The sequence below is a fragment of the Streptococcus oralis SK610 genome (assembly GCF_000257455.1).
GTDB classification, from domain to species: Bacteria; Bacillota; Bacilli; order Lactobacillales; family Streptococcaceae; genus Streptococcus; species Streptococcus oralis_CB.
Map to the genome: position 1 here is coordinate 103391 of NZ_AJKQ01000006.1, position 22457 is coordinate 125847.

The 22457-nt window shown below is 42.7% G+C and carries 28 protein-coding genes; all 28 read right to left on the reverse strand.

Translation table 11 applies throughout. The features are described from left to right. Nucleotides 1-119 precede the first annotated feature (119 nt). On the reverse strand, nt 120-488 hold the full coding sequence (rplN, locus tag HMPREF1115_RS04075; RefSeq protein WP_000616545.1) for a 50S ribosomal protein L14: 369 nt from the start codon (nt 486-488) through the stop codon (nt 120-122). Nucleotides 489-513: 25 nt separating this feature from the next. Next, nucleotides 514-774 carry a 30S ribosomal protein S17 gene (gene rpsQ, locus HMPREF1115_RS04080; RefSeq protein WP_000440801.1) on the reverse strand — a complete coding sequence of 87 codons (261 nt, stop codon included), beginning with the start codon at nt 772-774 and terminating at the stop codon, nt 514-516. 24 nt (nt 775-798) lie between these two features. Then, the gene (gene rpmC / locus HMPREF1115_RS04085; protein WP_000772918.1) at nt 799-1005 is read right to left on the reverse strand and encodes a 50S ribosomal protein L29; all 207 of its coding nucleotides are present in this window, start codon (nt 1003-1005) and stop codon (nt 799-801) included. 9 nt (nt 1006-1014) lie between these two features. Then, the gene (gene rplP / locus HMPREF1115_RS04090; RefSeq protein WP_000960946.1) at nt 1015-1428 is read right to left on the reverse strand and encodes a 50S ribosomal protein L16; all 414 of its coding nucleotides are present in this window, start codon (nt 1426-1428) and stop codon (nt 1015-1017) included. Between the two features lie 3 nt (nt 1429-1431). Further along, the gene (gene rpsC, locus HMPREF1115_RS04095; protein WP_000529936.1) at nt 1432-2085 is read right to left on the reverse strand and encodes a 30S ribosomal protein S3; all 654 of its coding nucleotides are present in this window, start codon (nt 2083-2085) and stop codon (nt 1432-1434) included. A gap of 12 nt (nt 2086-2097) precedes the next feature. Continuing rightward, nucleotides 2098-2442, reverse strand: coding sequence for a 50S ribosomal protein L22 (gene rplV / locus HMPREF1115_RS04100; protein ID WP_000818137.1), 345 nt, complete (start codon nt 2440-2442; stop codon nt 2098-2100). A gap of 11 nt (nt 2443-2453) precedes the next feature. Then, nucleotides 2454-2735 (reverse strand): 30S ribosomal protein S19, encoded by a 282-nt coding sequence (rpsS, locus tag HMPREF1115_RS04105; protein ID WP_000533766.1) that lies wholly within the window; start codon nt 2733-2735, stop codon nt 2454-2456. 101 nt (nt 2736-2836) lie between these two features. After that, nucleotides 2837-3670 carry a 50S ribosomal protein L2 gene (gene rplB / locus HMPREF1115_RS04110; protein WP_000512910.1) on the reverse strand — a complete coding sequence of 278 codons (834 nt, stop codon included), beginning with the start codon at nt 3668-3670 and terminating at the stop codon, nt 2837-2839. 17 nt (nt 3671-3687) lie between these two features. Then, complete coding sequence (locus HMPREF1115_RS04115) at nt 3688-3984, reverse strand: 50S ribosomal protein L23 (protein WP_001055347.1); 297 nt, start codon at nt 3982-3984, stop codon at nt 3688-3690. Further along, nucleotides 3984-4607, reverse strand: coding sequence for a 50S ribosomal protein L4 (gene rplD / locus HMPREF1115_RS04120; RefSeq protein WP_000024539.1), 624 nt, complete (start codon nt 4605-4607; stop codon nt 3984-3986). Before rplD ends, HMPREF1115_RS04115 begins: the two co-directional genes overlap by 1 nt. Before the next feature lie 24 nt (nt 4608-4631). Beyond that, nucleotides 4632-5258 (reverse strand): 50S ribosomal protein L3, encoded by a 627-nt coding sequence (rplC, locus tag HMPREF1115_RS04125; protein WP_000160202.1) that lies wholly within the window; start codon nt 5256-5258, stop codon nt 4632-4634. Between the two features lie 82 nt (nt 5259-5340). Then, on the reverse strand, nt 5341-5649 hold the full coding sequence (gene rpsJ / locus HMPREF1115_RS04130; protein WP_001284513.1) for a 30S ribosomal protein S10: 309 nt from the start codon (nt 5647-5649) through the stop codon (nt 5341-5343). A gap of 265 nt (nt 5650-5914) precedes the next feature. Next, nucleotides 5915-6541: a uridine kinase family protein gene (locus HMPREF1115_RS04135; protein ID WP_000725968.1), complete on the reverse strand. Its 627-nt coding sequence runs from the start codon at nt 6539-6541 to the stop codon at nt 5915-5917. After that, entirely contained in the window at nt 6538-7134 is a 597-nt protein-coding gene (gene nrdG, locus HMPREF1115_RS04140) for an anaerobic ribonucleoside-triphosphate reductase activating protein (RefSeq protein WP_000220166.1), read from the reverse strand. Before nrdG ends, HMPREF1115_RS04135 begins: the two co-directional genes overlap by 4 nt. Before the next feature lie 5 nt (nt 7135-7139). Continuing rightward, nucleotides 7140-7640 carry a GNAT family N-acetyltransferase gene (locus HMPREF1115_RS04145; protein ID WP_000603386.1) on the reverse strand — a complete coding sequence of 167 codons (501 nt, stop codon included), beginning with the start codon at nt 7638-7640 and terminating at the stop codon, nt 7140-7142. 43 nt (nt 7641-7683) lie between these two features. Next, a complete protein-coding gene (locus tag HMPREF1115_RS04150; RefSeq protein ID WP_000521629.1) occupies nt 7684-7824 on the reverse strand; it encodes a hypothetical protein in 141 nt (46 codons plus the stop codon). A gap of 11 nt (nt 7825-7835) precedes the next feature. Further along, complete coding sequence (gene nrdD, locus HMPREF1115_RS04155) at nt 7836-10043, reverse strand: anaerobic ribonucleoside-triphosphate reductase (protein ID WP_002882054.1); 2208 nt, start codon at nt 10041-10043, stop codon at nt 7836-7838. A 127-nt stretch (nt 10044-10170) separates the two neighbouring features. Next, on the reverse strand, nt 10171-11685 hold the full coding sequence (locus tag HMPREF1115_RS04160; RefSeq protein WP_001103712.1) for a hypothetical protein: 1515 nt from the start codon (nt 11683-11685) through the stop codon (nt 10171-10173). Nucleotides 11686-11720: 35 nt separating this feature from the next. Continuing rightward, on the reverse strand, nt 11721-11864 hold the full coding sequence (locus HMPREF1115_RS12210) for a hypothetical protein (RefSeq protein ID WP_000933184.1): 144 nt from the start codon (nt 11862-11864) through the stop codon (nt 11721-11723). A gap of 73 nt (nt 11865-11937) precedes the next feature. Then, nucleotides 11938-13470 carry a cardiolipin synthase gene (gene cls / locus HMPREF1115_RS04165; RefSeq protein ID WP_000126970.1) on the reverse strand — a complete coding sequence of 511 codons (1533 nt, stop codon included), beginning with the start codon at nt 13468-13470 and terminating at the stop codon, nt 11938-11940. A gap of 135 nt (nt 13471-13605) precedes the next feature. Next, nucleotides 13606-14550 (reverse strand): 3-oxoacyl-[acyl-carrier-protein] synthase III C-terminal domain-containing protein, encoded by a 945-nt coding sequence (locus HMPREF1115_RS04170; protein ID WP_000141196.1) that lies wholly within the window; start codon nt 14548-14550, stop codon nt 13606-13608. 14 nt (nt 14551-14564) lie between these two features. Continuing rightward, a complete protein-coding gene (locus HMPREF1115_RS04175; protein ID WP_000724367.1) occupies nt 14565-15827 on the reverse strand; it encodes a F390 synthetase-related protein in 1263 nt (420 codons plus the stop codon). Then, nucleotides 15805-16620 carry an MBL fold metallo-hydrolase gene (locus HMPREF1115_RS04180; protein ID WP_000034635.1) on the reverse strand — a complete coding sequence of 272 codons (816 nt, stop codon included), beginning with the start codon at nt 16618-16620 and terminating at the stop codon, nt 15805-15807. Before HMPREF1115_RS04180 ends, HMPREF1115_RS04175 begins: the two co-directional genes overlap by 23 nt. Next, the gene (locus HMPREF1115_RS04185) at nt 16595-17575 is read right to left on the reverse strand and encodes an NAD-dependent epimerase/dehydratase family protein (RefSeq protein WP_000757298.1); all 981 of its coding nucleotides are present in this window, start codon (nt 17573-17575) and stop codon (nt 16595-16597) included. Before HMPREF1115_RS04185 ends, HMPREF1115_RS04180 begins: the two co-directional genes overlap by 26 nt. 3 nt (nt 17576-17578) lie before the next feature. Next, nucleotides 17579-18847 (reverse strand): glycosyltransferase, encoded by a 1269-nt coding sequence (locus HMPREF1115_RS04190; protein WP_002882014.1) that lies wholly within the window; start codon nt 18845-18847, stop codon nt 17579-17581. A 104-nt stretch (nt 18848-18951) separates the two neighbouring features. Then, on the reverse strand, nt 18952-20103 hold the full coding sequence (locus tag HMPREF1115_RS04195; protein ID WP_000190433.1) for an iron-containing alcohol dehydrogenase: 1152 nt from the start codon (nt 20101-20103) through the stop codon (nt 18952-18954). A 192-nt stretch (nt 20104-20295) separates the two neighbouring features. Next, nucleotides 20296-20751 (reverse strand): SP_0198 family lipoprotein, encoded by a 456-nt coding sequence (locus HMPREF1115_RS04200; RefSeq protein ID WP_000853136.1) that lies wholly within the window; start codon nt 20749-20751, stop codon nt 20296-20298. Nucleotides 20752-20841: 90 nt separating this feature from the next. Continuing rightward, complete coding sequence (locus HMPREF1115_RS04205) at nt 20842-22092, reverse strand: bifunctional folylpolyglutamate synthase/dihydrofolate synthase (RefSeq protein ID WP_000464343.1); 1251 nt, start codon at nt 22090-22092, stop codon at nt 20842-20844. Nucleotides 22093-22457 lie beyond the last annotated feature (365 nt).

The window sequence follows — 22457 nt, forward strand, 5'->3', positions numbered from 1 at the left end:
TTTGTTTGTTTTTGCTCTGCGAAAATCAAAGCAATCCTTCGTCAGTTTCAACTCACCTAACTTAAGTTATGCTTTCGTCTTACTTCCTAGACTTGTTTTAATTTTCTTTGAGCAACCAATTAAAGTACTTCTGGAGCAAGTGACACGATCTTCATGAAGCCACCTTCACGCAATTCACGTGCAACTGGGCCAAAGATACGTGTTCCGCGAGGAGTTTTGTCTTCACGGATGATAACTGCTGCATTTTCGTCAAATTTGATGTATGAACCATCAGCACGACGAGCACCTGATTTAGTACGAACGATAACAGCTTTTACAACGTCACCTTTTTTAACCGCACCACCAGGAGTAGCTTGTTTTACAGATGCCACGATAACATCACCGATGTTTGCAAATTTACGTCCTGAACCACCAAGAACTTTGATAGTCAAGATTTCGCGCGCACCGCTGTTGTCCGCGACTTTCAAACGAGTTTCTGTTTGAATCATTTCAGTTTTCTCCTTTCAGGTTTGATTAGATGATGACCGCTTCTTCAACAACTTCTACAAGACGGAAACGTTTTGTAGCTGAAAGCGGACGAGTTTCCATGATACGTACGATATCGCCTTCTTTGGCAACATTGTTTTCATCATGTGCTTTGTATTTCTTAGAGTAGTTAATACGTTTACCATAGACTGGGTGGTTACGTTTTGTTTCAACTACAACTGTGATTGTCTTGTCCATTTTGTCAGATACAACACGTCCAACAAGAACTTTACGATTATTGCGTTCCATTGAAATTTCTCCTTCCCTAGTCTATTATTTCGCTTCAGATTGAACTGTTTTGATACGAGCGATTTGTTTTTTAACTTCTTTCAAGCGAGCTGTTTGTTCCAATTGACCAGTAGCAGCTTGGAAACGAAGTTCAAACAATTCTTTTTTCAATTCGTTTTCGCGCTTCGCGAGTTCTTCTTGAGAAAGACCACGAAGTTCTTTAACAAATTCTTTTACTTCATTAAGTTTCATGCCTTCTCCTTATTCTGCTTCACGTTTTACGAATTTACATTTAACTGGCAATTTGTGGCTTGCAAGACGAAGCGCTTCGCGAGCGATTTCTTCAGATACACCAGCGATTTCAAACATCACTTTACCACGTTTAACTGGTGCTACCCAACCTTCAGGTGCCCCTTTACCAGATCCCATACGCACACCGATAGCTTTAGCAGTGTATGATTTGTGTGGGAAGATTTTAATCCAAACTTTACCACCACGTTTCATGTAACGAGTCATGGCGATACGAGCAGCTTCGATTTGGCGGTTAGTGATCCAGTGGCTAGTTGTAGCTTGAAGACCGTATTCACCGAATGCTACTTCTTTTCCACCTTTTGCTTCACCGCGCATTTTTCCACGGAATTCACGACGGTGTTTAACACGTTTAGGTACTAACATTGGTTATTTACCTCCTTTAGTGTTTTTACGAGCTGGAAGAACTTCACCACGGTAGATCCATACTTTAACACCAAGTTTACCGTATGTAGTATCTGCTTCTTCCCAAGCGTAATCGATATCTGCACGAAGTGTGTGAAGTGGAACAGTTCCTTCAGAGTATCCTTCCGCACGGGCGATATCTGCACCGTTCAAACGACCTGATACTTGAGTTTTAATTCCTTTAGCTCCAGCACGCATTGCACGTTGGATTGCTTGTTTTTGTGCACGACGGAAAGCGACACGTTGCTCCAATTGACGAGCAATTCCTTCACCTACAAGGTGAGCATCCAAATCAGGTTGTTTGATTTCGATGATGTTGATGTGTACTTGTTTTCCAGTCAATTTGTTAAGTTTTGCACGGAGTGCATCAACGTTAGCACCACCTTTACCGATAACCATACCTGGTTTTGCAGTGTGAAGTGAAACGTTAACTTTGTTTACTGCGCGTTCAATTTCGATAGTTGAAACTGCTGCGTCAGCCAATTCTTTTTGAACGAATTTACGGATTGCAAGATCTTCATGAAGGTAATCCGCGTATTCTTTTTCAGCATACCATTTGGCATCCCAATCACGGATGATGCCGACACGCATACCAATTGGATGTACTTTTTGACCCACGATGTTACCTCCTTATTTTTCTGCAACAGCCACAGTGATGTGAGCTGTACGTTTGTTGATTGGTGAAGCTGAACCTTTCGCACGCGGACGGAAACGTTTCATAGTTGGTCCTTCGTTTGCGAATGCTTCAGATACTACCAAGTTAGCTTTATCCAAACCAAAGTTGTTTTCAGCGTTAGCTACAGCTGAGTTCAAAACTTTCAAGATGATTTCAGCAGCTTTGTTTGGAGTGAATGTCAAGATTGCAATAGCATCGGCTACGCTTTTACCACGGATGTTGTCAAGAACAAGACGTGATTTACGAGGTGAAACACGTACTGTACGAGCCATTGCTTTAGCTGAAGTAATTTCTGCCATTTATGTTCTCCTTATTTTCTACGTGTTTTCTTGTCGTCTGCAGCGTGACCTTTGTAAGTACGAGTTGGTGCAAATTCACCAAGTTTGTGACCTACCATGTCTTCTTGGATGTAAACAGGTACGTGTTTACGTCCGTCATAAACTGCAATAGTGTAACCAATGAAACTTGGGAAAATCGTTGAACGACGTGACCAAGTTTTGATAACTTTTTTCTTTTCGTCGTTAGCTTGAGCTTCAACTTTTTTCATCAAATGCTCATCGACGAAAGGTCCTTTTTTAAGACTGCGTCCCATTTTATTTTTTCTCCTTTAAATGTTGTACCACAGCGGCTTGCGCTCACATGGAGCGCTACCGAGCTGGCGGATTATCTAGCGCTTATGCGACTAGTTTTAAATTATTTCTCGTTGCGACGACGAACGATAAGTTTGTCAGATTTCGCTTTCTTGTTACGAGTTTTAAGACCAAGAGCAGGTTTGCCCCATGGAGTAGATGGCGCTTTACGACCAACTGGTGCTTTACCTTCACCACCACCGTGTGGGTGATCGTTAGGGTTCATTACAGAACCACGAACTGTTGGGCGGATGCCTTTCCAACGGCTACGTCCTGCTTTACCTAGGTTTACAAGTCCATGTTGTTCGTTTCCGACAACACCAACTGTAGCACGACAAGTTCCAAGGATCATACGTACTTCGCCAGATTGAAGACGAACAAGAACATATTTACCTTCTTGACCCAATACTTGAGCAGAAGCTCCAGCTGCACGCACCAATTCTCCACCACGACCTGGTTTCAACTCGATGTTGTGGATCAAAGTACCAACTGGGATGTTAGCAAGCGGAAGAGCGTTTCCGACTTTGATATCTGCTTCTGGACCTGAAACGATGCGTTGACCAACTTCAAGACCTTTTGGAGCGATGATGTATGCTTTCACACCGTCAGTGTAGTGTACAAGAGCGATGTTTGCAGAACGGTTTGGATCGTACTCGATTGTTTTAACAACAGCTTCAACGTTGTCTTTGTTACGTTTGAAGTCAACCAAACGGTAGAAACGTTTGTGTCCACCACCTTGGTGACGAACTGTGATACGACCGTTGTTGTTACGACCAGCCTTGCTCTTCAATGCAACAAGCAATGATTTTTCAGGAGTGCTTGTTGTGATTTCAGCGAAATCCAAAGAAGTCATATTACGGCGACCGTTTGTTGTTGGTTTATAAACACGAATTCCCACGATATTTCCTCCTTAGATTATTCAGCTTCAGCAGCGAACAACTCGATTGCTTTTGAATCAGCTGTAAGTGTGATGATAGCTTTTTTAGTTTTGTTAGTAAAACCAGTGTAACGTCCAACACGTTTTGCTTTAGGTTTTACGTTGATTGTGTTAACGTTGGCAACCTTAACACCTTCGAAAGCAGCTTCAACAGCTTGCTTGATCAAAAGTTTGTGTGCACGAGTGTCAACTTCAAATACATATTTTCCTGCTTCAAGTTGAGCCATTGAGCTTTCAGTGATGACAGGTTTTTTGATAACATCATACAAATTCATTATGCAAGAACCTCCTCGATTTTAGAGATAGCTGCTTGTGTGACAAGAAGTTTGTCGCTATTTGCGATGTCAAGAACACTTGCAGTTGTAGCAGTTGCAACTTTCACGTTTGGAAGGTTACGAGCTGAAAGAGCTGCGAATTCATTTCCTTCTTCAAGGATAACAAGAACTTTAGAATCGATGCTCAATGCTGCAAGAACTTTTGCAAATTCAGCAGTTTTTGGAGCTGTAAATTCAAGAGAATCAACGGCTACAAATTTGTTTTCAGCAACTTTTTCAGAATAAACTGATTTAAGAGCTAGGCGACGAACTTTTTGTGGAAGTTTGTAGCCGTATGAACGTGGAGTTGGTCCGAAGACAACACCACCACCACGCCATTGTGGTGAGCGGATAGAACCTTGACGAGCACGTCCAGTTCCTTTTTGACGCCATGGTTTGCGTCCACCACCTGATACTGCAGAGCGGTTTTTAACAGCGTGTGTTCCTTGACGAAGGCTTGCGCGTTGGCTGATGATCACATCAAACACAACTGATTCATTTGGTTCGATACCAAATACTGCATCGTTAAGAACAACTTGGCCAGCTTCTTTACCAGTTTGGTCAAATAATGTTACGTTTGCCATTGTGACTGATTTCCCCTTTCTTTATTATTTACCAGCTTTAACTGCTGATTTGATAGTGATAAGAGATTTCTTAGCACCTGGTACGTTACCTTTGATAAGGATAACGTTCTTTTCTGGAACAACTTGTACAACTTCAAGGTTTTGAATCGTTACGCGGTCGCCACCCATACGTCCTGCAAGGTTTTTACCTTTAAATACGCGGTTAGGTGCAACAGGTCCCATAGAACCTGGACGACGGTGGTAACGAGAACCGTGAGCCATTGGTCCACGTGATTGTCCGTGGCGTTTGATAACACCTTGGAAACCTTTACCTTTAGAAGTACCAGTTACGTCAACAACGTCTCCAGCTGCGAATGTTTCAACTGTGATTTCAGCACCAACTTCCAAGCCTTCAACGTTTTTGAATTCACGAATGAAGCGCTTAGGAGCCGTGTTAGCTTTCGCTACATGTCCTTTAGCAGGTTTGTTGCTCGATACTTCGCGTTTGTCATTGAAACCAACTTGGATAGCGTTGTATCCGTCTGTTTCAACAGTTTTAACTTGAAGAACAACGTTTGGAGTTGCTTCAATAACTGTTACAGGGATCAATTCGCCAGCTTCAGTGAAGATTTGAGTCATTCCCACTTTTTTCCCTAAGATTCCTTTTGTCATGAGAAAATAGTTCCTTTTCTATATTTTTTATTCAAAAAGTTTTTAACGAGCGTTTTTCATGCTCAAGGTTTCAAACTTTGGATTAAAGCTTGATTTCTACGTTTACACCACTTGGAAGATCCAATTTCATCAAGGCATCAACTGTTTTTTGAGTTGGGTTAACGATATCGATCAAGCGTTTGTGTGTACGCATTTCGAATTGTTCGCGAGAGTCTTTGTATTTGTGAGTCGCACGAATGATTGTGTAGAGGCTACGCTCAGTTGGAAGTGGGATTGGACCCGCAACTTGTGCACCTGTACGAGTAGCTGATTCTACGATTTTTGCAGCCGCTGTGTCAAGCGTACGGTGTTCGTAAGCTTTCAAACGGATACGGATTTTTTTGTTTGCCATCTTTTTCTCCTTTTCGTCTATTTAAGATAATAGGCTAGCTCCACAAGAAAACCGACGCGCGTTGCGTGGCAATGCAACCGAGCGTGTCGCAACCTCTTGCATCAAAGCTAAGGCTGTATTTTACAGCACCATAATAGAATAACACAAAGCCCCTGCGATTGCAAGGGATTTGTGAGCTTTTTTTCGTTTTTTTGGGATGAAACTGTTTTCCTATTTCATCTTCATACAATTACTAATTTACGACTATTAAAACCAATCTTTTCTTCTATATGATACGAGTCATTTTGACTTTGAATTTATCTTCTGATTGATCCACTAAGATATCTGCTTTAAACTCGGTTTCTCTATAGTAACGCTGATACTGCTCCCGTCTCATCTGATGGCTAGCTAGTATAAAGGAAGCATCGCGATTTCTCATAGTCGTATCTCGAGCTAGGCGCCGCTTTAATTCGGTCTCTTCATCCGTGTAGAAACAGATAGTTTTGTCAAAGAGTTCCTTGGGTAGGAAAGCCACAGACATCCCTTCGACAAGCAGTATCGGTTTCGAACCAGATAAGACTTCGCTTGGCTTCCAAGGTTCATCAATCGTCAAGATGTCCAGGCCTGCCTGCAAGGCGAGAATATCTCTCTGCAAACTTGCCAGTTCATGCGCCACTGGCAGACAAGCTGTCACCTTTTGATCAGGTGCTTGCTTTGGTATTACCAGGTGACGTTCTGAAGTGATATAGGGATCTGTTTCTAGTAAATTTACTGTAGTAGAATCTAGTGCTTGATATAATTCCTGAGCGAAGGTTGACTTGCCTGATGCACCGTGACCGTAGATCCCCAGTGTTTTGACTTTTCCCGTTTCGATCTCTGAAACCAGTTGTTCTATCAGGTCTTTTTTCTTCATTCTCTCTTCACCTGTTCATAGCTTTCTTTTCCGTCATTAAGCTTGTCCCAAATCACCACTTGCCCACTTTTGAGGGATTTTTGCACATCGATAATTCGTTGATTAGAGGAACCTCGAAACTGGAGCATGAGATTACGCTTGCTTTTATCATACCGTCCATCGACAAGGATGTCAATCAGTGATAAGAGTTCCAGTTTATCTGGAGTTTCCAGCATCATTTCTTCCCACGTGTAGCCCGTCCAGGACCATATGTCTTTATCTGGCAATTCCTTTCGAATGCGTTTAACGAGAGGCAAGAGAATTCCTGTATTAAGAAAAGGTTCTCCTCCTAGCAGGGTCAAGCCTTGAACATAGGGCTGGGCAAGGTCTTCCATAATCTGTTCTTCTAACTCTTCTGTATAAGGAATGCCTGCATTGAAAGACCAAGTCGCAACATTATAGCAGCCCTCGCAGTGGAACATACAGCCTGCAACATAGAGAGAGTTGCGCACGCCTTCTCCATCTACAAAGTTAAAGGCCTTGTAGTCAATGATTCGCCCCTGACTGAGTTCTTCACTTTTCCACTCGCCTGGTTTTGGTGTATTCCATGTCATGCTGTCTACTCCAAGTCTATCCAATAGCGCTCCGTTCCGTTTCGAACATCCTCCAACTCCCCACCATTAGCTAAGATAACAGCTCGGCTTGCTGGATTTTCTGTGCTACAAGTCACTAAAGCTCGTTTAATATTCTTTCCCTTAGCAACTTGTAGAACTTGTCGGAGGGATTCTTTGGCATAACCCTTACCTCTTTCAGATGGACGAATGGAGTAGCCAATATGGCCCCCATTTTCTAGTAAGTAGTCATTTAATCGGAGACGAAGGTTGAGAAAGCCAAGAGCCCGGCCTGCTACGTCAAAACTAACCAGCTGGATAGCAGGAACCCAGTTTTCAGGAATATTGAGCCCCGCTTCCGCTTGAAGATTTTCTTCTAGCCACTCTTCATAAACAAAATTGTTAGCGTTCCAAAACCCACCATCGTGGGGTGATTGAGTCTGTTCAAACTCTGCCATCATCTCTAAAACTGTTTCTTTATCTGCCAATGTTGCTCTGCGTAGTATCATTTTTACCTCCAATTAAGAGAAAAGTGAGAGGCAACTCTCACTTTTATTTTTTCTTGTTCTTGTTTAAAAACTGTTCTCTGAGGTTGAGCAAGCGTTCTTTTTTTCCTACTCCACCTTTCGAATGTTTTTCATGATAACGGGTTACTTGAGCACGTCCCTTATCATCTAATTGGTATTTCCCCATTGCGTTTCCTTCTAATTTATTACTTCATGTCCTGCCGTTTTAATGGTTGAGCCATTCATGTGTTTGACCCGCGCAGCGATTTCCTTGTGGCGTCCGTTAACCATCGGACGCGCTTGAGGATTTCCCAGATACCCACACGTACGTTTGACCACATCTACTGTTTTAGGGTCGCTATTGCCACAGTTGGGACAAGCAAATCCTCTCTCAGTTGGTTCAAAATCCCCTTCAAAGTCACACTTGTAGCAACGATCAATCGGAGTATTGGTTCCTAGATAGCCGACACGGTCATAGGCATAGTCCCAGACAGCTTCCAGGGCCTTAGGATTTTGTTGAAGAACTGGATACTCACAATAGTGGATGAAACCACCTGACGCACCTGCTTCTGGATAAATTTTTTCAAAATCCAGTTTTTCAAACGGTATTGGATTTTTACGGACATCATAGTGGAAAGAGTTGGTGTAGTATTCCTTGTCTGTAATATCAGGAATAGAGCCGAACTTCTCTGTATCCAAGCGACAGAAGCGGTCTGTCAGACTTTCAGACGGTGTTGAGTAGATAGAGAAATGGTAACCATATTGATCTGACCACTCTTCTACACGTCGTTTCATATCACGAATGATGTCAAGCGTGAATTCCTTGGCTTCTGGATTGCTTTCCCAGCTATTGCCAAAGAAGACCGTCGCCACTTCATACAAACCGATGTAGCCCAGCGAAACTGTCGCACGGCGATTCTTAAAGAGTTGGTCAACACTTTCTTCTTTTCCAAGACGGCGACCGAAGGCTCCGTACTGATAGAGGATAGGGGCATTCGCTGGTGTTGCTTCCTTGGTCCGTTCAACACGGTAAACCAGAGCATCTTCCGCGATGTTCATCCGCTCGTTGAAGATTTCCCAGAACTTATTCAGATCCCCTTCAGACTCGAGGGCGATACGAGGCAGATTGACTGTCACAACACCTAGATTCATCCGACCTGAATTGACCTCGACACCATTCTCATCCTTCCATCCTTGGAGGAAAGAACGACAACCCATAGGAACCTTGAAAGAACCTGTCAGTTCGATAATCTTATCATAGGACAAGACATCTGGGTACATCCGCTTGGTTGCACACTCAAGGGCCAACTGTTTGATGTCATAGTTTGGAGTCCCCTCTTCTAAGTTGAGGCCTCTTTTTAATGTAAAGATAAGTTTAGGGAAGATAGCTGTACGGTGTTCTGAACCAAGTCCCTTGATTCGGATGTTTAAGATAGCTTTTTGAATTTCCCGCTCAAAACGATTAGTTCCTAATCCAAAACCGAGCGAAGTAAAAGGTGTTTGTCCATTTGAAGTGAAGAGGGTGTTGATTTCATACTCAAGAGATTGCATGGCATCATAGATATCTTTTTGAGTTTTCTTCCAAGCGTAATCTTCCCGTTTCTCAGGCAAAACCCATTCTTCCGCATCCTTGAGGTGTTTTTGGTAATTCTTCTCTGCATAAGGCGCCAAGACTTCATCGATACGGTCGGCTGAACAGCCCCCGTACTGACTAGAAGCAACATTGGCGATGATTTGTGAAATTTGAGCTGTCGCAGTCTGGATAGACTTGGGACTCTCTACCTCTGCATTTCCAATCTTAAAACCATTTTCCAACATGCCTTTAAAATCAATCAAACAGCAGTTGGTCATCGGAGTGTAGGGGCTGTAGTCCAAGTCATGATAGTGGATATCCCCTTTTTGGTGAGCATTAGCTACGTGCTTAGGAAGCATTTGTAGCCCGATTGATTTCCCAACAATCCCTGCTGTCAAATCACGCTGGGTGTTGAAGACATCACTGTCTTTATTGGCGTTTTCATTGACAACTGCCTGATCTTTATTAAGAAGCTTATGAATGCTAAAGTTGATATCTGTCGCTTTTGAGCGCTCAAAATCCCTTTGTGTCCGATAAGTTATATACTCCTCAGCTAGCGCATATTCTTTGGCTTCAAGGAGTTCATGTTCTACGACATTCTGAATTTCGTAAATCTTGACACCTTGAGGGAAGCGACTGTGAATTTCAGTGACGATTCTTTCAACCAGACCGTCTAGGCGTTTTTCTACTAGAGGCGTAAGGTCCATAACTTTTTCTGCCGCCTTGTGGAGAGCCTTGTCAATCTTGTCTACATCAAACACTACACGTCTACCATCTCGTTTTTCAACGAACAAGGTGGGAACGGTTGCAAGCTTTTCTTCTAATACAATCATATCCATGCTCTTTTCTAAAATATTGTTGAATAGTTTATATTCAGTATTATACCACTCTAAAAATAAAAATCAATATCTTGTGTCAAAAATCCTAAAATTTTTAAAAATCCACAAGATATTGATTTTGTTATTTAGATTTATAAAGTTTGAACTCGCTAGTATCTGTCTGAACAAGCTCATATTTTTCGCTGAGCCAGCTCTCTACATCCGACCACAAGGCCATTTTTTGATTGACTACAATCATCTTCGGTTGATTTTCTTTTAGATCATTCATCAGTTTGGTTTTATTTTCGTCGCTTGCAGTATAGAGTGTTGGTGTCACTAGAGAAGTCGGCGCCAAGCGCTCACTTGCACGATAGAAATCTGGACGATCATCCCAAGCATAGACTCGATCCTCAGAACTCGTTTGCTGTTTGACCACACTAGCAAGACGTTCTCTCTCCTGATAAGTCGCTGGATGTGAAAGGTAGCGACTCAGGATAGGAAGTGCAATAAGGTAGGCAAGGGCAATCAGTGGTAGATAGAAATTCCCTTTAATAAAAGAGGCTTTTTTCTCACGTCTTCTACGACGACTTCCTCCCTCCGAAACATCATCCTTGATTCCTGTCAGAAGGAGCAAGACTAAGAAAGGAAGGAGGATAACGAGACGAGTACCGTTGACAGGTTCATTTGAGAGAATTAAGATTCCCAAAGAAACCAACAATCCCAAGCTAGCAGCAATCGATAAGGCATATTGCTTGGCTGGTTTTGACTGGAATAAACCAGTAAAGAGCAAACTAAGGGAACCCAGCCCCACTGCAAGCAAACCATAGAAGGCTACATTTTCAAGTAAATGCGAATTTGAAAAAAGGCTAAGAGTATTTACTGGATATAAGGTCTGGCTAATAGCATCCCCAAAACTTCCTGTCCATACTGTATAGTAGCCCAAAGGATAGAATAAGAGTGAGAATCCTAAGGCTGACGCAAAGAACTGATATAACCCGTGAACAAAGCGGCCTTTGCCTAGATTAAAACCAATGATGCCTAGAGCCAGTACAGCCGCAAACAAGGTTGTAGGAAGCGGTGCAAGGAAGAAAGCGAGAGCAAGGCTCATCCCCACTCGTACAAATCCTTTGTCGTCCTTTGGAAAAGCTAGATAATTTGTAACGATACTCAATGAATAAAATAGGAAAGGCAGGGCTAGCAAGAGAGCATAACCGCCACCAAAAGCGAGGCCAGCTACAAGCAAGTATAAAATAAAGACAACTCGCTTCGCTTCCTTTTCTTGGCCGACAAGAGTATCCGCAGCCTTAAAAAGAAAAATACCTGCTCCAAACAAGGCCAACCACTCAACCAAAGCAATCAAAACACTTCCTAAGGAAAGATAGGTTAGCAAGTAATAGAGCAAACCATTCGTTCCAAAATAATCTGTATACATTTGGCCATTTTGATGCAAAGCCCAACCGGTATAAAGATCCTGGGTTTGTTGCGGACTGATTAAACCAAAAATAAAAGGCAGGGCAACCGAAATGGCTGTGGCCACTAAACTCCAAAGCAAAATACTAAAAAAGGGAATGGGAGCTCCTTCTCGTTTCTCTGGCACTGACCAGTCTTGGTAATGAGATTCTTCTTGTTTCTCATCTATTTTCCCGTATACGTTCATTCAATTTCTCCTCTAAGTTTATCTGTTTTAGTATATCAAAATCTTACAGGAATGTCAGCTTGGGATTGATATTTGCTGAATTTCTTATCCAATAGCGCAAAGCGTTCGATTTCACGAAAACGGTGAAATCGGCTGTTTCTATACTCTCTGATAAAATCATCATCTTCTAGATTAAGCATGGTTTTCTCCTTTACTTATCTATTCGTAAGAAGACAAAAAAGATCCAGCTTTGGGCTAGATCTTAGTGGATAGTTAGAGCATAGGTGCAAACAACTGGACAATTTCCTTGATCAGGCTTTGATACCAGCTGGTTTTGATTGTGTGGGGATAGATTTCCTGAGAAACCTTAAAAATTTCTTCGAAGTCCCTTTCAATATCGATGATGGACTGCGTTCTATAAAGCAAGACGGCATTTTCATAGTGGTGAAGCAAACTCCGATAGTCAAAATTGATGGTTCCCACAGTAGCTGCCTCTCCATCGACAAGCATTTGCTTGCTATGAAGGAATCCCGGACTGTACTCATAAATACGAACTCCAGCAGACAACAAGTCAGGATAGGCTCCGCGAGTAACCAATTGGATGACCTTCTTATCTGGGATACACGGTGTCACAATTCGCACATCTACCCCTCTCAGAGCTGCATTTTTGATACTTTCGGTGAGATCGTAGTCCGCAATCAGATAGGGAGTCGTGATATAGACGTAATCTGTAGCTTGATTGATAAGATTTTGGTAGACCGTTTTCCCAACTTGAGCTCTGTATATGGGTTTTGGTCCACTACTATAGGGAATACAGAGCCCCATCCCGTCTCTAGGTTGATTTTCAAGATGGTATTGATCAAAGTCACTAATCTCTCCACGGTTGATATACCAGGCAGATAAAAAGAGTCTGGTAAAAGCCTTTACTGCTGGACCATCCAACCGAATACCGCTATCCTTCCAGTAACCAAAACGTTCGATATGGTTGATATACTCATCGGCCAGATTGATACCACCTGTATAGGCAATTTGACCATCGATAATCATGATTTTTCGGTGATCACGGTTGTTATAAGCAACGGTCAAACGTGGAATCACCTTGTTAAATTTATGGGCTTCAATCCCTCGACCACGAAGCTGGATGGTGTAATCTCCAGGCAAGGTTGCCATACAACCAATATCATCATAGAGAAGCTTCACCTCTACTCCTTGAGCTGCCTTTTCTTCCAAAATCTCCAAAATACTATTCCACATCAAACCTTCTTCGATGATATAGTATTCAAGAAAGATAAATTTCTCAGCTTTCTTGAGATCCTCTAGCATCTGATGCCACATGCTTTCACCAGATGCAAAAAATTGTGTATCCGTTCGATCATAGACATCGGCATTCGTGTCCATGCTGAGGAGAGATTTGATAACTCCGTAAGCTGACTTGTCTTGTTCTTTTAACTCCAAACGGAGAGCTCTGCTATTGTCCTCTCGGTCAACCATTGATTGGAGCTGCTTTAGCTGCTTCAATTCTTTTTTAGATAAACGGCGTTCTCCAAACATGATATAGAGCAAAGGGCCAAAAACTGGCACAAAGGCTACTAACAGCCATGTTACCTTACTCTCAGGATTCATAGACCGATTGACAATCGATACAATAGTCGCTAAGCTCACTAAAATGACTAGGATAATCCAGATAATTGGAGCCATCTGCCCTAGATAGAGAAATAAACCAAAGACGATAAACAACTCTGCCAACATGATGGTAATACTAAAACCATATTTGGACATGAGTAGCTGCATTTTTCTAGCTGTCATACATCCCCTTTCTTTTCTAACATTCTCCTTAACTGCTTGATAAACTACTGTTTCTACTAGTATACCTCAGTTCAGGGGTAGATGGCAACCTTTTGCACTTGCTCAAGTTCCAGTCGTTCCGTGTTTAGATGATTATTACAATTTCAGAGCCAACATATTGACTGTCATACCAGCTGCAGTCCCCATAAGGTAGACGACATCTCCCTCCTTGATAAGTCCATGCTCCAAAGAATAAGCCAATCCAAACGGTACAGAGACTGACACCATATTTCCATAGTCAGTGACGAGATTGAGGTACTGATCCTCGGCCACACCTAGTTTTTCCATAACCAAAGGAAGGGCACGACTTGCTTGGTGAGGAATGATATAGTCCACGTCTGCCAAGGCTAGCTGTGTTTTTTCTTGAAACTCTTCAAACATGACTGGGATTTTACGAGCAGACAAGAGGAGGATTTTCTTCCCCTTCATGTCAAACATATAGTTGGTCTTAGTCGCTTCAGAGTACTCTTTTGGTTGAAAAGAAGTCAGACCTCCACGAATCTCCGTATCGTGAGCTCCTTCTGACCAAGTACGTTGGAGACTAGCAATGATCCCTTTTCCCTGATGGCTTTTTTGGAAAATAAAGGCTGCCGCCCCATCACTAAAGAGTTCAAAACTTTCTTTTTGCTTGGGATTGAGCCCTAAACTTCCAACCTCACTGGATACAATCAAGACACGATTGTATTCGCCCGCCTCAATCAAGTGGGACATGGTCGATAGGGCAGAAATAAAGCTGGTACAGGTCGTATTGATATCCATAGCTGGAATAGAGAGTCCTTTTGCCACGCGCTCATGAATCAAGGCAGCCGTACAAGGAATAGGCTGAACTCCAACTGCACTAGCTGATACAAGGCAATCGATATCTTTAATCTCTAAATTTGCCTTTTCAAGTGCGCGCTGGATAGCTCCTTCTGCCAAGTCGAGTTGCGTTTCTTCATTTTCAACTACACGATAACGGGTCTGGTCTTTGAATTGGACGGTATGCTTGGGAAGGCAAACACCATAACCAGCGATTTCTACATGTCTTTTTACTTCTGTCATTGTCTTTTATCCTTTCATAAACGTTGGATTCGTTTGAGTTTACGGCTAGTATCCCAGTGATAATCTGAAAATTGGATTTGAGGAACTATGAACTCTTTTTGCTGGGCCAAGAGTTGGAACTGTGCTAAAATTGCTGTCTCTACGTCCTCATCTCGTTGGCTTAGGCACACTTCCACTACCTTCTCAGAATGTTGCTTAACTTGGTAATCGCCTATATTCTCCACAAAGAGGATGCACCGTCTGATAAAGTCTGGATAGATTGTTACCTGCCCCCCATCCAGTCCTTCAAAATAGAAGATGTCGTCAGAGCGTCCTTCAACCTTGTCAATCCGTGTATAGTAGGAGCCACAGGGACAAGGCTCCGGATTTTCAACCAAGATATCATTGAGCTGGTAGCGATAAACAGGCTGACTGCTTCGTTTAAAGTCCGTAATCACTGGATAAAAACGGCTGTCATCTAGATACTGCTTTTCTACAAAGATAATGTCTTCGTTGAGATGCAAATTGCCAGCTGAGCAAGTGCAGGCTAGGAAACCTTCTGTCGCCTGATAAACTTGGTCAATAACGGATAGAGAAAAGGCTTCTGCGATCCGTCCCCTATCACTATCTTCCAAGATTTCCGCCACCGAAACGATTTTTTGTGGGTGAATAGCTAACTCTCCATCCTTGAGACGCTTGCTCAATTCAATTAACATTGAGGCTGGTGCCACAATAATCGTTGGTTGATAGTTGTTGAGTCGCTCTATATGCTCATCTGTATGTTTGAAAATATCAAAATACTCTAGACGAATGAGCGCCGTATTTATGGTCTGATAGAGTTCATTATCAGCTCTCAGGAAAAAGGCGATACGGTGCCCAAAAAGCTGACCCTTTGGCAACATCTTGGCCAAGATAGCCGCTGCCCACATACTTCGCTCTTTCTCTGTTGTGATAAAGAGCCCCCGATGTCCAGACGTCCCTGAAGATAGACCGACGGCCACTTCCCCTTTAAGTTCAGTGAAATCACGGGTCTTCTCGCTTTCAATAGCCAAGGATAAGGCTTCATCTCTATCCACTCCTTGGGTGTTGAGCTCATTAAAATGTTCCATCATAAAAGCCTTGTCCATATGATCAAAGTTGCTAGGAACCCCATTTTTAAAGTAGGGAGACTCTCGCTTTAAAAAGTCCATATAGTTGGCTAATTGCTTTTTCTGATAGTTTTCTACAGCTTCTCGAGATTTGAAATGATGAAGCCAACGAGTTTGGATAAAGGTTTTAAGAAAGGTTATTTTTTTCATGTAAGATTGACTCTATCCTTTCTACAGGATCATGACTAACAACTACCTTGATACCGTCCTTTAAGACTTCCTCCAGAAACTCTGTCCCCCTGATATAATCGGTCTTATTATCCTGAACAAAGGAAGGAAGCAGGTGCATCTGCTTAGTATAAGGTAAGAGATCAATTCCCCAACAGAGGTCTGCTGCAATGAGAAGATTAAGCTCTGGAAGATACAGACAGGCTTGCCCCCTAGCATGCCCGTCAACAGAAGCAACTAGGATACTGCCATCTCCGAAAAGATCACAAATCGGACGATAGGGAAAGTTGGAATAGCGTTGAACTGCCTTGATAACAGTCAGTCTCTTCTCAAAATCAGCTGGTAAAAATTCTTTAAAAATCAAATCCTTGAGCTTGGGTTTCTGATAAACTTCAAAAACCTCTTGAGTTAGGATAAATTGCGCATTCGGGAAAAAACTTGCCCCTCCTAAATGGTCTGGATGGAGATGAGACAACATGACATAGGTAATCTCTTCTGGCCTAATTTCTTTTGCCTTCAGTAAGTATGAAATCTGATCTTTTTCCGTCATCTGAACAGGAGTTCCTAGACGGTAAAAACCATATCGAAGCTTCGTCTTAATACCATAGTGATAGCCAGTATCATATAGTAGATAGCCCTTGTCCCTATGTTTGATAAGAAAAACACCTGCTGGAAAGGTCATCTTTTGATTCTTGACTCCCTTAAATAGCAAACCTGTGTAGCTGGTACAGTAGCCTGCTGGGAAATAATCAATGCTTTCGATAATCTTGGACATATTGTTCAATCCCTTCCGAAATACTGATTTGAGGGCGATACCCCAAGTCTCGCTCCGCCTTGCTGATGTCCAGCGTCTGACTATAACGGAGCAGATAATAGGTATAGCGTGTCAGAGCCGGTTCACCTTTGAGTTTCAAGACCTTATACAGAAACTCTAAACTACTGGCAATAACTGAAAGAAGAGGAGCTGGCACTTTTCTGTATGTTATTGGATAATCCAACCCTCTCAAGGTTTCTTCTATCAAATCCTTAAAAGCTCTTGGTTCCCCATTGGTAATATTATAAACTTCGCCACTAGCTTGAGGGGCCTCTAGAGCCAAACGAATGGCCAGAGCAACATTTTCCACACAGGTCATATCCATGAGCTGAAGACCGTCCCCTATCAAGGGAATGCCAATCTTCTGACTGAGTTTGAGAACTCGGGGCAAAATACTGGTATCCCCAATCCCAAAAAGCCCACGGGGGCGTAAGATGATGCTAGGTACATCTGGATAGTCTTTAAAGAGCTTCTCCGAAGCTAGTTTACTACGAATGTAGTTGTTTAGATTATTTTCCTGAGGCGCATCGCTTTCTTTGATGGCTAACTGGTCTCTAGGCGCAGCATAGATGCTAGGTGAGGATACGTAAACCAAGCGTTGGATACCCGTCTCCCGACAAGCCTCTAAAACATACTTGGTCCCTAAGACATTTGTCTGGTAGAAATCCACCCAAGGTCCCCAAACGGTAGAAAGAGCACCCGCATGCACAACCATGTCCATCCCCTGACAAGCCTGAGTCAGATCCTCTTGCTTGGTCAAATCTCCCTGAAAAAATGTTACTAGGGAGTTCTCAAAAGACTGACCCACCTTGCGATTGCGTCCAAAAGCGCGTACCTGATAGCCATGCTGACTGAGTTCTTCAACAACATACTTACCTAGAAAACCCGTAGCACCTGTTACCAATACTTTCTTCATATCCTATTTCTCCTTGCCCCCCAAGAGTCGATATATTTCATTCTTGAGGATTTCTGTTGACTGGTAGGCCTGAGCTACACGACTAAGTTTGTTCAAGTCTGACCAGTCATCTCTAGCCAATAGCTCATCAAAAGCGCGTCCAATCGCTTCTCTATCCTGTCGTTTAGCAGTCAGGGCAATCCCTGCCTCTAGCCCGCGAACCGCATAATCATACTGATCATAGTCATGAGGGAGAATCAAGGCAGGCTTGCCATAGATGATACATTGGTAAAAAATACCCGCACCGCCATGATGAATGACATAGTCCATCTGGGGAATGTATTCCTTATAGGGAAGATAGGATACCACAGAAACATTGTCCATGACCTCCTCACATTGGAAATCTTGCCCGCCGAACCCCAGAGTTACAAAGAAGTGACAGTCCGGATGGGCTTTTGCCAATTGTTGTGTCTGATAGAGGAGATTGTCTTTGGCCCATGCTAGCTGAGTGCCACAGGAGACAAGGACCTTCTTATAACCTGCATAAGGAGCCAAATCAAGGGGGTAATTCTCTGCCCTCTCAATCGAAGAGCCAAAAGGTCCCACCCAAAGGTAATGCTCTGGAAAACCGCTTTTCAGCTCCAACTCTTTCATCCCAATCCCCAAGATGGAATAGGGTGAATAGATGGTTTCCTGACCTTTCTGATTATAGAGCTTAAAATCGTAACGTTTCAATCGTTCTCTCAATAAAAAGCTTACGATTCGTTTCCCTAAACGAGTCCCTTTTCTTCCTAGCCATTGCAGACCAGATTGGAAAGATGTTTTTGGACTGCCCATTCCTCCGAAGAAACAAGGCGGTCCATCTGTCGTTTCAATGGCAAACTGTGTCGCCATCGTGTTAATCCAGGGAATATTCAACTGTTCCGCTACAAGTCCTCCAGAGAGGGTTATAAAATCCGCAATCACAATATCAGGTCGATTTTCCTGCCACTCTTGCATTAATTGATCTGAAACCACATTGATCAAATCAAGACTAGCTGACAACTGTCGATAAGCAGAAATAAAGTTTAACTGCCCTTCATTGTTGGCTACACGCTCAAACTCATCTACACAATTTTCTAAAATGGGAATCACCCGGAATCCCATCTCCTCTGCTACAGTTTTTCGTTGAGGTCCTGTAAATAATCGAATCTCATACAAGGGATCCTTCAACAAGGGTGCAAGTAGATTGAGGGTCGGGAAGAGATGCCCACTTAAGGGTACTACAACCACATCAATTTTGACTTTTCTCATATGTCTAGGATAGCAAATTTTTAAAAAAAGAACTACCAAAATGATAGTTCTTTCTAATATTATTTATATTTTGAGGAATAAGTCCCTTCCACTCTACTTGATTTTTAGAAGAGTTCTTTATAAAGAGCAATGGTCTCTTCTAGAGTTGGCATGAATGGATTGCCTGGCGCACATGCATCGATCAAAGCATTCTTAGAAAGGTAGTCAAAATCAAAGTCTTTTTCTTGGATACCGAGTTCAGTGAGTTTCTTCGGAATACCTACTGTTTCAGACAGTTTCTCAATTTCAGCGATGGCGTAGGCTGCGCATTCTTCATCAGTTTTCCCTTCAACATGAAGCCCCAAGGCTTTGGCTACATTGCGGAAAGCTTCTGGCACCCGTTTGGCATTTTCACGTTCAACAACCGGGAGAAGCATGGCACAGCAAACGCCATGTGGTAAGTTATACACTGCACCGAGTTGGTGAGCCATAGAGTGAACATAGCCCAAACCAGCATTGTTAAAACTCATACCGCCGAGGAAGATAGCATTGACCATCGCCTCACGCGCTTCGATATCTTGGCCATTAGCCACAGCACGAGGAAGATATTCCTTGATGAGTTCAATCGCTCCGATAGAGAGTTTCTTGGTCACATTATAAGCACCTGGTGTTACCAAGGCTTCGACAGCATGGGTAAGAGCATCCATACCTGTCGCCGCTGTCAATCCTTTCGGTTTTGAAAGCATGAGTTCTGGATCATTGACAGAGATGAGGGCGAGGCTGTTCTTATCAACCATTACCATCTTGACCTTGCGTTCTTCGTCAGTAATGACATAGTTAATGGTAATTTCTGCAGAAGTTCCAGCTGTTGTATTGATCGCAACCACTGGCAACCCTTTTTTAGCAGACTTGTGGAGACCTTCGTAGTCCTGTGGTTTTCCACCATTTGTAGCGATGATAGAGATACAACTAGCTGCATCCTGTGGAGACCCACCACCAAGACTGATGATAAAGTCACATCCATGCTCTTTCAAAACAGCAACTCCATCTGTGACATTCTTACAAGTAGGATTTGGCTCCACATCGCTAAAGATCACATATTCGATCCCTTCAGCATCTAATGGTTTTAGGACCTTAGGTAAAATATCACTTCCCTCGATGAACTTGTCTGTCACCAAAAGAGCCTTCTTATACCCCAATTCCTTGATATACGGGCCTACTTCATTTACAACACCTTTACCGATAAGGTTAACTGATGGAACGTAAAATGTAGCCATATGCTTTTCCTCCTGCGCTTCTGCGCTTCTGCGCTATTTGATTATTTACTATAAGTATACGACCTTATAAGAAGTTTTACAAATTTTTGTAAGCGTTTTAAGTAAAAAGTTAGTAAAGAACAGCCAGCCACTTTTTCAAGAAAAAAGCTCCAAAAAGATGGATTTCATCTCATTGGAACTTTTACTGAATGATTATTGCTTAGTTAATACCACTCGGTCAGATGGCTCTCGGTCCATATCATCGATAATCAATTGATTACCATTAACCGTGTAAATTTTGACATCATCTCCGATAATGACACGTTGATTTTCTGGCTCAAAGCTGACTTGCTTGATTTCCTTATCTCCATCTGGCTCGATCTCAGTCCATGTACCAGTTTTACCTGTTACAACTAGAGTGATCTGATCATTCTCATCTTTTCCAGTATAGGTACCATCGATGTTAGTAGGTTGAGCTACAGTAGTGTCCTGACTTGAGGACGCCTGTGGTTGGCTGGCACTTGTAGCAGCACTAGAAGATGACTCTTGTTGAGTAGATGGTTGTTGAGCAGATTGCTGGGTAGGTGCTTGTGTCTTAGATCCACAAGCTGCTAAAAGACTAAGAATTGCTAGTGAAGCAATAGAAAGTGTGAATGTTTTTGTTTTCATAGCGATTTCCTTTCTTTTGTGCCAATGTTTTGCTGGATCAGTTTCCAGATGTACCTCCTACCTCAAGTATAACAACTTAAGCCTAGAAGGTCAACTAATCCCATCGCTTCCCAGCAAACTCGCTCGGACTTCTGAGATAAAGTAGAGCGAGCCCGTCACGAAAAGCAGGTCCTGATCATTGGCCTTTTCTTCAAATTCTCTGATAAAATCGCCATAGGAAGAAATCAAATCGTAACCCGCCACATCCTTCTCATCCAAAGAACCTTGGTAGTCAAAGCCCGTTACCTTAAGTTCCACCTGAGACAACTGCTCAGATAGATAACCTAACATCCCTTGATAATCTTTGCGTTTAAGGGCACCAAAAAGGATACGGACTTGATAGCCTTGCTGGATTTTCCCTTGGATAAACTCGACCAACCGGGTTAAGGCTGGAAGATTGTGAGCCCCATCTAGGTAGATTTGCGGACGAATCCGTTCCAATCGACCTGCCCAGTGAGTCTTCTTCAAAGCCTGTCTGACAAATTCTTCTTCGGCCCTTTCACCTATTGATGCCATAAACAGAAGAAAAGTTTCTAAAGCCAAGGCGGCATTTTCTTGCTGATAAGCACCTTCCAAACCAATTTCAAGCTGGGAAAATCTTGCTAGGCTACTTGAAAAACCCCCAGCATTCAAGGTGAAGTCTCCCCCAGCTTGATAAAGTTCAACAGCTAACTCTCTTGCTCTTTTATGACAGACAAGCTCCGCTTCTGGAGTAAGCTTGGCAATGACTGCCTTCTTGCCAGCCTTGAAAATACCAGCTTTCTGCTCTGCTATTTCCTCCAGACTGTCACCCAAAGTCTCCTGATGATCTAGCCCAATGGAGGTAATAACTGCAATCTCTCCTGTTACGACATTAGTGGTATCAAGTAGACCACCTATCCCCACTTCTAGCAGAACTAGATCCACTCCCTGCTCTTTAAAGTATAGTAAAGCAATCAGGGTCAACAACTCAAAGAAAGACAATTGGTCATGTGTTTCCAAAAGAGTTTTCTCCATCTCCTTGACTTGGTTAGCTATACGGACAAAGTCTTCATCTGCGATCGGTAGCCCATTAATACAGATTCGATCATGGATACTGATGATATGAGGAGAGGTAAAAGTACCAACTTTTTTACCATGAGCAACAAACAACTCCCTCATAAAGGCAATAGTTGACCCCTTACCGTTAGTTCCTGTTACATGGATAATGGGATAAGCCTTCTCAGGATTCCCTAGCAAATCCACTGCTCGCTGCATTCTTCCAAGTCCAGATCTAAAGTTTAAACCAATCCGACTATGGAGCCATTCTTCTACTTCAAACATACATGTCTCCTTAACAACAATCCAATCAACTAGCGCACTAAAGTTTTACTGTAAATAAAAAGCGAGGCCGGGACAACAATCCCGACCTCTTACCTGGTTAGCTAATCACTAGCTACTATGAATTTCAACGTGGGCTAAAAACATCCCCCGAACTTACTTACGGTCTTTATTTTTAGCGTAAGGGTAAAAATGTTCACTGAACATACCAGTTCTCTCTTATTTAAAGGAACTGGGGTAAAAATATCCCCTGGACGTTCCTGTGTTTCTAATTTCTGGCGCAGGGCTAAAAACGTCCCCCGGATATTCCAACTCTTCCAATTTTTAGGAGTTGGGCTGATACAGTCTCCCAGACATACCAGTTCTCT